This is a genomic window from Synechococcus sp. WH 8109, from assembly GCF_000161795.2.
GTDB lineage: Bacteria > Cyanobacteriota > Cyanobacteriia > PCC-6307 > Cyanobiaceae > Parasynechococcus.
The window spans coordinates 1,039,715-1,053,751 of the sequence record NZ_CP006882.1; the positions used below are offsets into that span (position 1 = coordinate 1,039,715).

The 14,037-nt window shown below is 60.5% G+C and carries 14 protein-coding genes; 8 read left to right on the forward strand and 6 right to left on the reverse strand.

Annotated elements, in window-relative coordinates; all coding sequences use genetic code 11:
* Positions 1 to 253 precede the first annotated feature (253 nt).
* Positions 254 to 3,832 carry a transcription-repair coupling factor gene (gene mfd, locus Syncc8109_RS05680; protein WP_025362291.1) on the forward strand — a complete coding sequence of 1,193 codons (3,579 nt, stop codon included), beginning with the start codon at positions 254 to 256 and terminating at the stop codon, positions 3,830 to 3,832.
* 79 nt (positions 3,833 to 3,911) lie between these two features.
* Complete coding sequence (locus tag Syncc8109_RS12575) at positions 3,912 to 4,079, forward strand: hypothetical protein (RefSeq protein WP_006849887.1); 168 nt, start codon at positions 3,912 to 3,914, stop codon at positions 4,077 to 4,079.
* Position 4,080: 1 nt separating this feature from the next.
* On the opposite strand, the gene Syncc8109_RS05685 is transcribed toward Syncc8109_RS12575, so the two are convergent.
* The 4 genes from Syncc8109_RS05685 to Syncc8109_RS05700 are packed head-to-tail and all read right to left on the reverse strand — an operon-like array spanning position 4,081 to position 7,616.
* Positions 4,081 to 5,430: a S41 family peptidase gene (locus tag Syncc8109_RS05685; RefSeq protein WP_025362292.1), complete on the reverse strand. Its 1,350-nt coding sequence runs from the start codon at positions 5,428 to 5,430 to the stop codon at positions 4,081 to 4,083.
* Positions 5,431 to 5,464: 34 nt separating this feature from the next.
* Positions 5,465 to 6,661, reverse strand: a complete 1,197-nt coding sequence (gene ispG / locus Syncc8109_RS05690) for a (E)-4-hydroxy-3-methylbut-2-enyl-diphosphate synthase (protein ID WP_025362293.1) — start codon at positions 6,659 to 6,661, stop codon at positions 5,465 to 5,467.
* Between the two features lie 20 nt (positions 6,662 to 6,681).
* Positions 6,682 to 7,245, reverse strand: a complete 564-nt coding sequence (locus Syncc8109_RS05695; RefSeq protein ID WP_006851344.1) for a uracil-DNA glycosylase — start codon at positions 7,243 to 7,245, stop codon at positions 6,682 to 6,684.
* The gene (locus tag Syncc8109_RS05700) at positions 7,242 to 7,616 is read right to left on the reverse strand and encodes a VOC family protein (protein WP_006850590.1); all 375 of its coding nucleotides are present in this window, start codon (positions 7,614 to 7,616) and stop codon (positions 7,242 to 7,244) included. Before Syncc8109_RS05700 ends, Syncc8109_RS05695 begins: the two co-directional genes overlap by 4 nt.
* Before the next feature lie 113 nt (positions 7,617 to 7,729).
* On the opposite strand from Syncc8109_RS05700, the gene Syncc8109_RS05705 reads away from it, so the two are divergent.
* The 6 genes from Syncc8109_RS05705 to Syncc8109_RS12580 are packed head-to-tail and all read left to right on the forward strand — an operon-like array spanning position 7,730 to position 12,981.
* On the forward strand, positions 7,730 to 8,908 hold the full coding sequence (locus Syncc8109_RS05705) for a pyridoxal phosphate-dependent aminotransferase (protein ID WP_006850198.1): 1,179 nt from the start codon (positions 7,730 to 7,732) through the stop codon (positions 8,906 to 8,908).
* 32 nt (positions 8,909 to 8,940) lie between these two features.
* On the forward strand, positions 8,941 to 9,864 hold the full coding sequence (locus Syncc8109_RS05710; RefSeq protein WP_025362295.1) for a putative selenate ABC transporter substrate-binding protein: 924 nt from the start codon (positions 8,941 to 8,943) through the stop codon (positions 9,862 to 9,864).
* The gene (locus Syncc8109_RS05715) at positions 9,861 to 10,565 is read left to right on the forward strand and encodes an ATP-binding cassette domain-containing protein (protein ID WP_006851007.1); all 705 of its coding nucleotides are present in this window, start codon (positions 9,861 to 9,863) and stop codon (positions 10,563 to 10,565) included. The genes Syncc8109_RS05710 and Syncc8109_RS05715 overlap by 4 nt, the downstream gene beginning before the upstream one ends.
* Positions 10,544 to 12,076 (forward strand): hypothetical protein, encoded by a 1,533-nt coding sequence (locus Syncc8109_RS05720; protein WP_006851614.1) that lies wholly within the window; start codon positions 10,544 to 10,546, stop codon positions 12,074 to 12,076. The genes Syncc8109_RS05715 and Syncc8109_RS05720 overlap by 22 nt, the downstream gene beginning before the upstream one ends.
* On the forward strand, positions 12,073 to 12,759 hold the full coding sequence (locus Syncc8109_RS05725; RefSeq protein WP_006851141.1) for a GDSL-type esterase/lipase family protein: 687 nt from the start codon (positions 12,073 to 12,075) through the stop codon (positions 12,757 to 12,759). Before Syncc8109_RS05720 ends, Syncc8109_RS05725 begins: the two co-directional genes overlap by 4 nt.
* A gap of 54 nt (positions 12,760 to 12,813) precedes the next feature.
* Positions 12,814 to 12,981: a hypothetical protein gene (locus Syncc8109_RS12580; RefSeq protein WP_006851963.1), complete on the forward strand. Its 168-nt coding sequence runs from the start codon at positions 12,814 to 12,816 to the stop codon at positions 12,979 to 12,981.
* Positions 12,982 to 12,984: 3 nt separating this feature from the next.
* Here Syncc8109_RS12580 and Syncc8109_RS05730 read toward each other — a convergent pair whose 3' ends face one another.
* Together Syncc8109_RS05730 and Syncc8109_RS05735 are read right to left on the reverse strand one after the other, a co-directional pair.
* The gene (locus Syncc8109_RS05730; RefSeq protein WP_025362296.1) at positions 12,985 to 13,149 is read right to left on the reverse strand and encodes a PCP reductase family protein; all 165 of its coding nucleotides are present in this window, start codon (positions 13,147 to 13,149) and stop codon (positions 12,985 to 12,987) included.
* A 134-nt stretch (positions 13,150 to 13,283) separates the two neighbouring features.
* Entirely contained in the window at positions 13,284 to 14,003 is a 720-nt protein-coding gene (locus Syncc8109_RS05735) for a TIGR00297 family protein (protein ID WP_006850718.1), read from the reverse strand.
* Positions 14,004 to 14,037 lie beyond the last annotated feature (34 nt).

The window sequence follows — 14,037 nt, forward strand, 5'->3', positions numbered from 1 at the left end:
CAGGATGGGGATAGAGGAAGCAACCAGCACGCCGCCCACAGTCAGCAAAACCAGCAGGGGAATGGGCCGGACAAGGGGTTGACGCTGCAGCGGTGTCGTGCAGCTGGGGCAGAGCGGAATAACCCCCTTGGGTGGATGCAAGACCAAGGCCGGGCCGCAACAGCAGCACGGGCACCGGTAGCGCGGCATCGACCGGTGAAACGCAGCTGCCGTCACCTTATTGCGAAGATCATGGATTGCCGAGGCCTGCTCCATGCCGCTCCGTTCCCTGGTGACCAAGTTGCAGGAAACTGCACTCACCGGTGAGCTTGATGAGCGCTCAAGCCGCCCCGAACGTTTGTTGATGCGCGGGGCTGGTCGCTGCAGCCGAGCTCTGGTGGCCAGCGCGCTGTCAAAACGGCGGGGCGCACCTCTGCTCATGGTGGTGCCAACGCTTGAGGAAGCAGGACGCTGGACGGCGCTCTTGGAATTAATGGGGTGGAGCCAGGCCAGCCTTTACCCCACCAGCGAAGGCTCTCCCTATGAACCCTTCGATCCCACAAGTGAAATCACCTGGGGGCAACTTCAGGTTCTGAGTGACCTGCTGGGGGAACCAAACGCTGCGTCCTGGGCAATAGTGGCCACGGAACGATGTTTGCAGCCACATCTCCCCCCGCCGGATGTTCTGAAAACGAAAACGCGCACCTTGCGCAAAGGGGATGAGGTTGATCTTGAGGCACTGGGCGAGACGCTGGCCCAACTTGGCTACGAACGGGTCACCACCATTGAGCAGGAGGGGAGCTGGAGTCGTCGCGGCGACATTGTCGACATCTTCCCAGTGAGCAGTGAGCTGCCTGTTCGACTCGAATTTTTCGGAGAGGAGCTCGACAAGCTGCGGGAATTCGATCCCGCCAGCCAACGCTCACTGGACCCCGTCGATGCGCTTCGACTCACACCAACAGGGTTTGGGCCTCTGATAGCCGACCAGCTCAGGGAGACGATGCCCGACGGACTTGAGCAACTGCTCGGTGCTGAGGGCACAGAGCAGATTTTGAACGGTGGAACACCGGAAGGCATGCGCCGGCTGATGGGGCTCGCCTGGGGTCACCCCGCCTCGCTTCTCGACTACCTGCCGGACACCACAACAGTGGTGATCGATGAGCGACGCCAGGGCTTGGCCCACGGACAACAGTGGCTCAGCCATGTTGAGGAACATCACCACGACATGGCTGCTGAGGCAGGTCTGGACGAGGCCGATCGTGATCGGCTCTGGCCAGCGGTTCTGCACCGTGAGATTGAAGCCGCCTATGCCTTGGCGGAGGTCTTCCATGGCTTTGACATGGCAGAACTACTCGAAGTCGACCAGCACCCCAACAGCTTCGACCTCGCTAGCCGTCCTGTTGCGGCCTACCCCAACCAATTCGGAAAACTCGGGGAACTGATCAAGGGATTTCAAACCGAGCGCACGGCGGTTTGGTTGGTGTCTGCGCAACCCAGCCGAGCGGTTGCTCTGCTGGAGGAGCACGACTGCATCAGTCGTTTTGTGCCGAACGCGGGAGACAGCAATGCCATTACTCGTCTAATTGAACAGAACACTCCCGTCGCCTTGAAGGTGAGGGGCACGGCCGAACTTGAGGGTTTGCAGCTGCCGGCCTGGAGGATTGCCCTGGTCACCGACCGCGAATTCTTTGGTCAGCAGAGCCTCAGTTCCAGTGGCTATGTACGCCGTCGTCGCAAGGCCGCCAGCCGCACGGTGGATCCCAACAAGATGCGCCCGGGCGATTTTGTGGTGCATCGAAACCATGGCATTGGCCGCTTCAAAGCCATGGAAAAACTTGCGATGTCAGGGGACATTCGCGACTACCTCGTGGTGCAGTACGCCGATGGAATCCTTCGGGTTGCCGCCGATCAACTCGGAAGCCTTGGGCGTTACAGGGCCACGAGTGAAACACCACCGCAGCTCAACCGCATGGGTGGTACGGCTTGGAACAAGGCCAAGGAACGGGCAAAGAAAGCAGTTCGCAAGGTTGCCCTTGATCTGGTGAAGCTGTACGCCGAACGACAACAGGCCGCAGGCTTTGCCTTCCCCACCGACGGGCCCTGGCAGGTGGAAATGGAGGAGTCTTTCCCCTATGACCCGACGCCGGATCAACTGAAGGCAACGGCCGACGTGAAACGAGACATGGAACGGCAGGAGCCGATGGATCGACTGGTGTGCGGGGACGTTGGCTTCGGCAAAACCGAAGTTGCCATCCGCGCCATCTTCAAAGCCATCACCGCTGGGAAGCAGGTGGCGATGCTGGCACCAACAACGGTGTTGGCTCAACAGCACTGGCGCACACTCTCGGAACGCTTCGCGCCGTATCCGATCAAGGTGGCTCTTCTTAATCGTTTCCGGACGGCGTCGGAACGCAAATCCATTCTCGATGGCCTGAAGCAGGGAACCATCGACGCCGTGGTGGGAACCCACCAGTTGCTCAGCAAAGGAGCGTCATTCCAAGAGCTTGGTCTGTTGGTGGTGGATGAAGAACAGCGCTTCGGTGTGAACCAGAAGGAAAAGATCAAAGTGCTGCGAAAGGACGTGGACGTGCTGACGCTGTCGGCAACTCCGATTCCTCGAACGCTCTATATGAGCCTTTCGGGGGTGCGGGAGATGAGCCTGATCACCACACCACCTCCTCTGCGCCGTCCGATCAAGACGCACCTGGCTTCTCTGGATCCGGAGGCGGTGCGCAGCGCCATCCGCCAGGAACTGGATCGTGGGGGCCAGGTGTTTTATGTGGTTCCCCGGGTGGAAGGAATCGACGAGGTAGCTGCAGGTCTACGGGCGATGCTTCCAGGCCTGAAGCTTTTGGTGGCTCACGGTCAGATGGCTGAGGGCGAACTGGAGAACGCCATGGTGGCGTTCAACGCCGGCGAAGCCGACGTGATGCTCTGCACCACGATTGTGGAGAGCGGTCTGGACATTCCTCGCGTCAACACGATCCTGATCGAGGACGCCCACCGTTTTGGCTTGGCCCAGCTGTACCAATTGCGGGGTCGGGTCGGCCGCAGTGGGATTCAGGCCCATGCCTGGTTGTTCTATCCGGGTAACGCATCGCTGAGCGACACCGCTCGTCAGCGGCTGCGCGCCATTCAGGAGTTCGCCCAACTGGGCAGTGGATATCAGCTCGCCATGCGGGATATGGAGATCCGTGGAGTCGGCAATCTCCTCGGCGTGCAGCAGAGCGGCCAGATGGAAACCATCGGCTTTGACCTCTACATGGAAATGCTGCAGGAATCCCTGGCCGAAATTCAGGGTCAAGACATCCCCAGCGTTGAAGACACCCAGGTGGACCTCCCCGTCACGGCCTTCGTGCCTGCAGACTGGATAACTGATCCTGATGAGAAGATTGCGGCCTACCGGGCTGCCTCCGACTGCCTCTCCGCCGAGGCCCTGGTGGAGCTGGCTGCGAGTTGGGCCGATCGCTATGGAGCGCTGCCCGCTGCCGTGGTGTCGCTTCTGCAGCTGATGGAACTCAAACTTCTGGCGAAGCAGTGCGGCTTTTCCAGGATCAAACCGGAAAAGCCCAACATCCTGCTTGAAACTCCCATGGAGGAACCGGCGTTCCGTTTGCTGCGCCAGGGGTTGCCCAAGCATCTGCATGGCCGTTTGATTTATCAGGCTGGCAGCGGCATCCAGCACAAGGTGATGGCCCGCGGTATCGGTGTACTCCCTATGGAGAAGCAACTGGAACAGCTAATGGAATGGCTGCGTCTGATGGCAGCCCAGATTCCCGATGCAGATGGCAAAACCGAAGCACAGCTGCAGGAAGAGCTGCGTGCCAAGAACGCGGAGGTAGTTCGGGTCTGAAGACTCAACCCAATTCTGAGAAAAACGTTACCAACCACGCAATTCTTCGTTACATTGGCTCTAGATAAATCCGTTGGACATGGGTGAATTCGTCGAAATCGGTGCTGGTGGGGTTTCTCTGGAACTGATAAGCGGCGTTTTCTGTGCCACCGCTCTTGGCGTGTATGCCCTGTTCCAGCCAGGAGCTTCAGATGATGACGACTCCAATGGTGGAGGCGGCGGCGGACTGATGCAGCCGATCTCCTGAGCTACTGAAGCGCGTAGCTGAGGTTGGCTCCGCCTGGTTGATAGGTCGTGCCTGTCTGAATTTTCTTCAATTGGTTCAACAGGGTCCCTTCAGCCATCGTGTATTGACTGTCTTTCTGGGTTCCAAGATCTTCAACCGAGAAATTCCTGATCTCCTGTTTCGACATCGCTGCTTCGATGTCCGGTTGGATTCCGTTCTTGTGAATATCGGTTCCCTTTGGCGTCAGGTACTTCGCGATGGTGACTGTCAGACCGGATCCATCGGCCAATCCGCGAACGGCCTGTACAAGCCCTTTGCCGAAGGTCTTCTGTCCAACGAGTTGGGCACGGGAATTGTCCTGAAGTGCCCCTGAAAGAATTTCGCTGGCACTGGCCGATCCCTGATCTATCAGCACCACCAGAGGTTTGTCGGTGATTGCACTTCCCCTGGCGCGCCTTACATCGCGGATTCCTGCGCGGGTTCGGGTGCTGACGATTGTGCCTTCGTTGAGCCATTGGCGGGCGATGTCCACGCTGGCCTCGAGCAAGCCGCCGGGATTGCTGCGTAGATCCAGCACGTAGCCCTCAGCAGCCTGTGATTCCAGATCCTTGATGGCCACACGCATCTCACGCGTGGCGTTGGCATTGAATTGCTTGAGACGGATGTAGCCCACCTTGCGGCCATTGGGCGCCGTGTTGAGCATGGCCTTCACGGCATGAATCTCAATGCGTGCCCGTTTCAACGGCACATTCAGCACCTGACCCTGGCGCCTGAGTCCCAGCACGACATCGGTGCCCTCCGGACCTCGGATCAACTTGACGGCGTCCTCGGTGGTCATGCCTTTGGTGGAGGCACCATCGATGGAAACGATCACATCCTTAGGCTGAACGCCGGCACGGGATGCAGGGGTGCCCTCAATCGGGGAGACAACAATCAGCTTTTTCGTGTCTTTGTCGAGACTGAGCTGGATCCCCACGCCCATCAACTCACCGGAGGTGTCGATCTGCATCTCCTTGAACTCCTTTGGATCAAGGAAACGCGTGTATGGGTCATCAAGGCTGGCCAGCATGCCCCGGATCGCCTCGTAGGACTCGGCGCTGCCCCCATAGGACTTCCGCAGCAGATTGCTTCGCAATTGGCGCCACTTTCTTTCGTCGTAGGAGCCCGTCGAATCCAGGTAATCGCGATAAACGATCTGCCAGACCTGATCAATCACCTCCTTGGGGCTGTCGTGAATTGATCCGCCGGAAGCCGATGGCAGGGAAAGACCTGGTGAGCTGATGCCCAAGGCGGTGACCACACCACCGATCCCCAGTACCAATAGCAACGGAGTCGATCGGACCAAAGAACGCAGGCGCTGACTCCGAACCATGGCCCTTCAGGAGTGATTCTTCAGACTAACTAGATCAGGCGGGCTCCACCCAACGACCGTCCTCTTTGATCAACTGGATCAGGGCTTCAACGCCCTCCGCTTCAGGCACCTTGCGGATTTCATCACGGCCGCGATAGAGCGAAATCACGCCCGGAGTTTTGCCGACGTAGCCGTAATCGGCGTCGGCCATCTCGCCGGGACCATTGACGATGCATCCCATCACGGCGATGTCCAGACCCGTGAGGTGGGATGTGGCGTTGCGCACCTTATGCAACACCTCCTCCAGGTTGAACAGGGTGCGACCGCAGCTAGGGCAGGCAACGTACTCGACCATGGTCTTGCGCAGACCCAGGGATTGAAGAATCGAGTAGCAGACGGGGATTTCCTTTTCAGGGGCCTCCGTCAGTGATACCCGGAGCGTGTCTCCCAATCCATCGGCCAGCAGTGTGGCAATGCCTGCGGTGCTCTTAATCCGGCCGTAATCACCATCGCCGGCTTCGGTCACGCCCAGGTGGAGTGGGTAATTGAAGCCTTCCTTATCCATGGTGTCCGCCATCAGGCGGTAGGCAGCGAGCATCACCGGAGCCCGCGAGGCCTTCATCGAAATCACAATGTTGTGGAAATCAAGCTCATGGCAGATGCGCACGAATTCCATCGCTGACTCGACCATCCCCTCAGGAGTGTCGCCGTAGGTGAACAGCATCCGCTCCGCAAGGGAGCCATGGTTCACCCCGATTCGAAGCGCCTTGTTCTGATCCCGCAGCAGGGTCACCAAGGGCTCGAACGTCTCACGGATGCGCTTGCCGATGGAGGCAAATTCCTCGGGGCTGAACTCCTGGCGGTTCGGATCTGGCTTATCGAAAATGAAAAGGCCGGGATTGATCCGAACTTTGTCGACGTGCTGGGCGACCTCCAGGGCGATCTTGACGCCGTTGTGGTGAACATCCGCCACCAGTGGAATGGTGCAGCCGCGCTGACGAAGCTCCTGACGGATCTGTCCCATCGCCTTGGCGTGGGCCATCGAGGGGGTCGTCACCCGGACGATCTCACTGCCCGCTTCGGCGAGGCGGATGATGCCGGCAACAGCAGCCTCGATGTCAAGGGTGTCCTCGTTGATCATCGACTGCACCACGATCGGGTGCTCGCTGCCCACGGGCACATCACCCACCATCACAGTACGAGTCACACGGCGGTGGATCTGGGTGTCGTAGCGCCGATCCAGGGCAGTCATGGGGCCGGAGGTGAAGCGCGTCAACGTTCGCACAGCCTGCGCCGAACCGCGTCCAGATCCTGCCGTGTCAGATCCAGTGGCGCGCCGGCGGCTTTGGAGGGATTGCGCAGCAGATAGGAGGGGTGAAAAATAGGCATCACCGCCCGCTCATTCCAGCTCTGCCACTGACCACGAAGCTGGGTCATGCCCCCCTTGATGCCAAGGATGGCCTCCACAGCTGTGGCTCCCGTGAGCACGATCACCGTGGGATCAACCGTCTCCAATTGAAGGTCAAGCCAGGCCCGGCAGGCAGCCAACTCAGCTTTTTTCGGTCGTCGGTTGTTGGGGGGCCGGCATTTGATCGCGTTGCAGATGTAAAGGTCATGCTCTGGATCCAGATCCACATCCCGCAGCAGTTGATCGAGGGCACGTCCCGAACGCCCGACAAACGGAACGCCCTGAGAATCTTCCTGAGCTCCGGGTGCTTCACCAATCAGCATCAAATCCGCTTTGGGATTACCGCGGCTCATCACGACGGTGTGGCGCGTGGTGGCCAGGTCACAGGCTGTGCAGGCACTGCAGGCCTCCAGGCTGGAGAGAGTCATGACATCGGAGCAACAGATGCCAGGGGAGCCAGGAGCAACAGGGGGTTGCCCTCCGGATCGTGGATCCAGGCCTCAGCACCAAAGGACTCGAGGCGCGCCTCCTCCAGTAGCGATCCACCACGCTGCAGGGCGTTTCTCAGCAGCCGTTGAAGTTCAGGCATGGGCTCCTGCGATGGGGGGAGCCGCAAACAGGGCGCCAACGCTCGCCCCCTGGGTGGAAAAGAGCGCCGGCGTGAGGGCCTGTAGATCTCCAGCTGGGTGCCATCGCTGAATTGAACGATGCAGTGGTGCTCCGCCACCCCAGGCTTCAACGTGGCATGAAATAGCTCGCTGTAGAACGTCGCCAACCTGGCGCTGTTCTCAGCGGCCAAGACCCAGCTGATCTGTATCGCATTCATGGGCGCTGAGAAATCAAGGTTGTCTGCGACACCATCTGCGGCAGGATGATGAAGTTTTAAACGCACCGCGGGGAGGTGCGTTACCGATGCCGCGCCCGCCAGAACTTTCCGACCGGGCTGTCGCCCTTAAACCGTCTCTGACGCTGGAGATCAGCGCCAAGGCCAAAGCACTGCGCGACAGCGGCAAGGACATATGCAGCCTTAGTGCCGGTGAGCCGGACTTTGAGACACCTCCATTCATAGTTGAAGCGGCACAGCATGCTCTGGAATCCGGGTTCACCCGCTACGGCCCCGCCGCGGGGGACCCCGACCTTCGTGCTGCTCTGGCCCACAAACTGAGCATCGAAAACGGGATTCCAACCCAGCCGGAGCAGGTCCTGGTGACCAACGGTGGCAAGCAAGCCATTTACAACCTTTTCCAAGTGCTGCTCAATCCCGGTGACGAAGTTCTGGTGCCGGCGCCCTACTGGTTGAGCTATCCCGAGATGGCAGCCCTGGCCGGGGCAAGCACAAGGATCATCCCCACCAAAGCTGAGGAAGGCTTCCGTCTCGACCTCGATCTGCTGGAGCAGCAGATCACTCCACGCAGCCGACTGCTGGTGATCAATTCCCCTGGCAACCCCAGCGGCCAGGTGATGTCGCGGGCCGAACTCGAGGCCCTGGCCGCGCTGGTGGCCCGTCATCCCCAGCTGATGGTTATGAGCGATGAGATCTATGAATATCTCCTGGCCGATGGTCAGCAGCACTGCAGCTTTGCGGCCATTGCCGAAGAGATCCGCTCGCGCTGCTTCATCGTGAACGGCTTTGCCAAAGGATGGGCGATGACAGGTTGGCGCCTTGGTTACCTGGCTGGAGATGCTGTCGTGATCAAGGCTGCTTCAGCGCTGCAGAGCCAGAGCACCAGCAATGTGTGCAGCTTTGCTCAACGGGGTGCCCTAGCGGCGATCGAAGCACCCCGAGATTGCGTGCGCGAGATGGCAATCAGCTACAACCGCCGCCGAACTCTGCTAACTGAAGGGCTGCAGGCTCTGGAGGGCATCACCCTGACTCCCCCTCAAGGGGCCTTCTACGCCTTCCCCCGGCTGCCGGACGGTGTGCCCGATTCAATGGAGTTCTGCCGGCAAGCCCTGGAACAGGAAGGTCTGGCCGTGGTTCCGGGTCTGGCCTTCGGCGATGACCGCTGCATTCGACTGTCCTGTGCCGTAGCAGATGAGACGATCAACGATGGACTGATGCGACTGAAGCGGCTGCTTCGTTCCTTCTGATCCGATCTGATCTGATCACTTCCTTTTTCAGAATGTCTGTACGAGAACGCAGGGCCGTGGTTGCCACCGGTTTGATTGCCGGCCTCGCACTCACGGCCAGTGTTTCCAGTTGCAGCGCACCCCAGAACGACGCCAAACAGGCCGTTCTGCAGATCGGTGCCATCCCCGACCAGAACCCCGAGAAACTCAATCGCCTCTACGGAACGCTCTCTTCGGAACTCAGCGAAAAGCTGGATGTTCCTGTGCGGTATGCGCCGGTGAGCAATTACGCGGCGGCGGTGAGTGCCTTCCGCACCGGCAGCCTTGATCTGGTCTGGTTCGGTGGACTCACCGGTGTGCAGGCCAGGCTGCAGACGCCTGGAGCACGGGTGTTGGCGCAACGGGACATCGATGCAGAGTTCACCAGTGTGTTCATCGCCAATGGCGACAGTGGTTTGCGCCCCTTCACCAGTGCCGACCAACTGGTTGAACTGAAGGGACGCCGACTGGCCTTCGGTTCGGAGAGTTCCACCTCCGGCCGCCTGATGCCCCAGTTCTTCATGGGGGAAAACGGCGTGAAACCTGAGGATCTGGCGGGGGGCGGCCCTGGCTTCAGCGGAAGCCACGACGCCACCATTGCTGTGGTTCGGAGCGGTGCCTATGAGGTGGGCGCCTTGAACGAGCAGGTCTGGCGCAGCAATGTGGCGGACGGCCGCGTCGATCCAGGCAAGGTATCGGTGATCTGGAGGACACCGCCCTACGTGGATTACCACTGGGTTGTAAGGCCCGGTCTGGATGAGCGCTTTGGCGATGGTTTCACCGACCAGCTCCAGACCGCCTTGCTGGACCTTTCGGCAGACACAGAGAACGGCGCCACGATTCTTGAGCTTTTCGGTGCCGAACGCTTCATCCCCGCCAAGGACGAGGACTACGTGATGATCGAAACGGTGGGACGCCAACTAGGAAAGATCCGTTGACGGCGCTTCTGGAGCTGCACCAGGCCTGCCTGGGGCAACGGCTCCAACCGATCACCCTCACCCTTCGTGCGGACCAGCGTGTGGTTTTGCTCGGTGCCAGTGGCGCCGGCAAAACCACGTTGCTGAAGCTCTGCAACGGGGCCCTAAGTCCTGATGCAGGATCCGTGCACTGGTGTGGTCGCCCCCATCAACAGCTGTCCCGCCGGCAACGGCGCCAGATCGGCACGCTCTGGCAGGACCTGCGCCTGGTGGAGGAGCTGAGCGTGATCCAGAACATCAACAGCGGTGCCCTGGGACGCCATGGGCTGCTCTGGGCGATTCGAAACCTGCTGGGTCCCCTGGACCCAAACACCTGCCTGGCACTGATGCACCAGGTGAAATTGGAGGCCGATTTGCTTGAACAGCCCGTGCGGGAGCTCTCTGGAGGGCAGCGCCAACGGGTGGCTCTGGGCCGTCTGTTGCATCAGCAACCTGAACTCTTGCTGGCGGACGAACCCCTCTCCGCCCTTGATCCCAGCCTCGCCGAAGACGTTCTCAACACCCTGCTTCTCTTGCCGGGCTGTCTTATCAGCCTGCATCGACCGGATCTGATACACCGGTTCGATCGGGTTCTGGGGCTCCGTAGTGGTGCCCTGGTGATCGATGCGGCTCCAGACACCATTCATCGGGATCAGCTGGAATGGCTCTACGCATCGGCCTGAGGCCAGCCCTGCCGCTGATCCCACTGCTGCCTGGCCTCAGCCTGCTGGGCGTTCTTGTGGTGCTGTTGCGTGATGGGCACGGCGGAGGACTTGCACTTCTGCAACAATTCGCCGCTGGGGCCGTGCAGCCCTCCATCGATCCCATCGTGCTGGGCAGTTTGCTGAACGGGCTCCAGATCACCCTGGTGATCGCCGTGATGTCCTGGGGCATCAGCAGTGTTCTCGGCGTGGGTCTTGGACTCCTGAGCTCAAGCACGTTCTGGGAAATCCTGGCGGACGTGCGTTGGCCTGCCGTGATCTTGCGCCGTTGGCTAGCGCCCCTGCGCGCTTTGCATGAACTGATCTGGGGGCTTTTGCTGCTTCAGGTGTTCGGACTGAATGGCTGGGTTGCGATCTGCGCCATCGCGATTCCCTACACGGTTCTGATGGCGCGGGTGATTGCCGATCAGGTGGATTGCCACGTTTCACCGGCAATCCCGGTACTCAAGGGAGCCGGGGCCACACCATGGGCCGTGATACTCACCGGGCTTGTCCCACCCCTGGCAGAGCCGATCAGCGATCACATCGGCCACCGCCTTGATTGTGCGCTTCGTTCAGCCTTGATTCTGGGCGTTTTCGGCCTTGGAGGACTGGGGACAGACCTCAGCCTCAGCCTGCGCTCGCTTCAATTTCAGGAGCTTTGGAGTGGCCTGTGGTTGCTGGCCATCGCCATGGTGGTGCTCGACCGAGTGCTGCGAACGCTGCGCAGCTGGTCACGCATGCTGATTCTTCCCGTGGCCATGGCCAGCCCCTGGGTTGCCCTCGGCTGGGGAACACAGCTGGATCTGCACCTGGCCTGGCCAGTGGCTGAGTGGACGATGTTTGTAGGCAACCTCACCGACGGAACCGTGGGGGTGAAGGCTGCCCTGGAGATCTCCTGGCCCGGGGTGATTGGTGCCACGGTGTGGATCACCCTGATCGCCGGTTGTCTTGCCACCGGCCTTCCCCCGCTGCTGCTGCTTGTTTGGCCCAGCCAGGCCAGCCTGCGTCTGCAGGGAGTGGTTTGGGGGGCGTTGCGACTCATCCCGGCACCTCTCACCGCTCTGCTGCTACTGATGTTGGCCAAACCAAGCCTGAGCTTGGCAGGGCTGGCCCTAGGCCTGCACCACGGCGGTGTGATGGGTCGGGTGCTGATCGACGACATCCGCAGCACGGGATTGTGTTCAGCCCAAACCATTAAGGCCTGCGGCGCCTCCAACCGGGTGAGCTGGCTTTACGGCCCCCTTGCGGATGTGAGTCGCGCTTACCTCACCTATGCGACCTACCGGTTGGATGTGATCCTGCGCGACACCGCGATCATCGGCATGGTGGGGGGAGCCGGTCTGGGCTGGCAGCTGATGGAGGCCCTCAGCTCGTTTCATTGGTGGCTTGTGCTCTGGATCGTGCTGATCTCCGCGGTGCTCACACTGCTGGGTGAGAGCCTGGGTGAACGACTTCAGGGGAGCTGGAACAGCCGGGCCATGGCCTTATGAGCGGTGCGAACGACGCCCCCCGTCAGCTGATCGTGCTCGGGGATAGTGGCGTTCATGGTTGGGGTGACCGTGAAGCGGGCGGCTGGTGCCAGCGGCTGCGCCTGCGCTGGATGAACCTACCCAGCGCTCCGGTGGTGTATCCCCTGGGCATCCGCGGGGATGGCCTGGAACGCTTGGCGGCCCGCTGGCGCAGCGAGTGGTGCTGCCGCGGCGAACTGCGTCGCCAAACGCCGGGCGGACTGCTGCTCAGTGTCGGGCTGAATGACACCGCCCGCGTTGGTCGGATCGACGGCAGACCCCAACTGGATGTGGAGGCCTTTTCGTTTGGCCTAGGACAACTTCTCAATGAGATGACCCAGGAGGTGCAGGTGTTTGTGCTTGGCCTCACTGCGGTGGATGAGCACGTGATGCCCTTTGCTGGCTGTCTCTGGTACAGCAACAGCCAGATCTCGGCCACGGAAGCTGTGATAGCCGAACAGTGCCGTGAAGCAGATGTGCCCTTCCTGTCCATGCATCGGGAGATGCAGGAGGAGCCCGACTGGTTGACCTGGATGGAACCCGATGGAATCCATCTCAATGCCGATGGACACCGCTGGCTCGACCAGCGCTTGGGTCAGTGGGCGCTTCTGCAGGAGTGGGCCGGACTCGCTGCCCTTAACACATCAACACCTATCAGCACGTAAACCAAACCCGCAGCGACCACTAATGTGTGACTCTTCTGACATTGGTGATCGGACTTGGGACCTGACCGCTCTGCAGAACGCGCTGCCGGCGACCCCCCTGCCCAGCGCAAAACCACGCTCAAGTGGGACGAAAATGGTGAACTCACAGCCCTGGATATGGCACGCATCGTTGACCGCTTGACCCAGCCGGAGCTGCAGCGCTGCGACCTCGACCCCTCCTGAGGATCAGCTCGGGGCCATGGCCTGCTTGGCGGATTTGTAGAAATCCAGATCGATGTTGGAACGTCCGTCTGAATCCGCCATCGCCTCAACCCGTTTACGAACAGCAGGCCGTACGAAGAACGGAACATCTTTCTTGAGTGCTGCCAGTGCCTCTGGTTGCCAGTCCATCAATCCAAAACCGTTGAACCCATGATCCGGCACGAAAGTGCTGATCTGCGGCACCAAAGGGCCAACCGCTTACGGCCTGAGGATTGAACCGTTGGATCAGTTGCACTGATCTGATGCCCATCCAAACCAGCTGATCAGAGCGCCATCAGCAGCATCGCCAAAACTGCCGCAAAAATGGTCTGTAGAGCATTGACCAGCTCATTGCTCAACCAGGTCACGCGATCCTGCACCAGGGCGCCGAGCAGGCTCTCGCCGAGGGTCGCCACCAGACCAACCAGCATCACGAGCCCTGCCACAGGCCATGAGGGAACCAGCTGCAGGGCAAGCATCACCAGGGTCATGGCGATGCTGCCGGCGGCACTGGCCAGGGTTCCCTCAAGGCTAATGGCCCCTTCGGTACCTGGTGGAACCACCCGCAGGCTGGTGATCAACACCGTGGTGCGACCGAAACGCTTGCCGACCTCACTGCCGAAGGTGTCGGCCAACTTGGCGGCAAAACTCGCCGCAAAGCCAACCAAAAACAGCTCATGGGGTTCGACACCGGCACCGATGAGCAGTGCCAGGAAGGCTCCAACAGAAGCAGAACCCCAGACGTTTTCTGGGCCGCGTTGACCGCCGCGGGCTTCGGCAAGACCCCGGCTCTGCTTGTTTTGAAAGCCGATCTTGGTGACCAGACTTCCCAGACAGAGGTAGGCGACCACGGCCAACCAGCCCGACCACCCCAAACAACCCCAAAGAATCGTGCCCAAGGCAGCCGCATGGACCCATCCACTGCGGGTGAGCACAGATGACCGCTGCGCCAGGGCAATCAAAACCGTGTTCACCAGCAGGGCCTGAATCCAAAGTGCGGACATCACACCGTGTTGCAGTGCCCTAAGCATCTCCTGC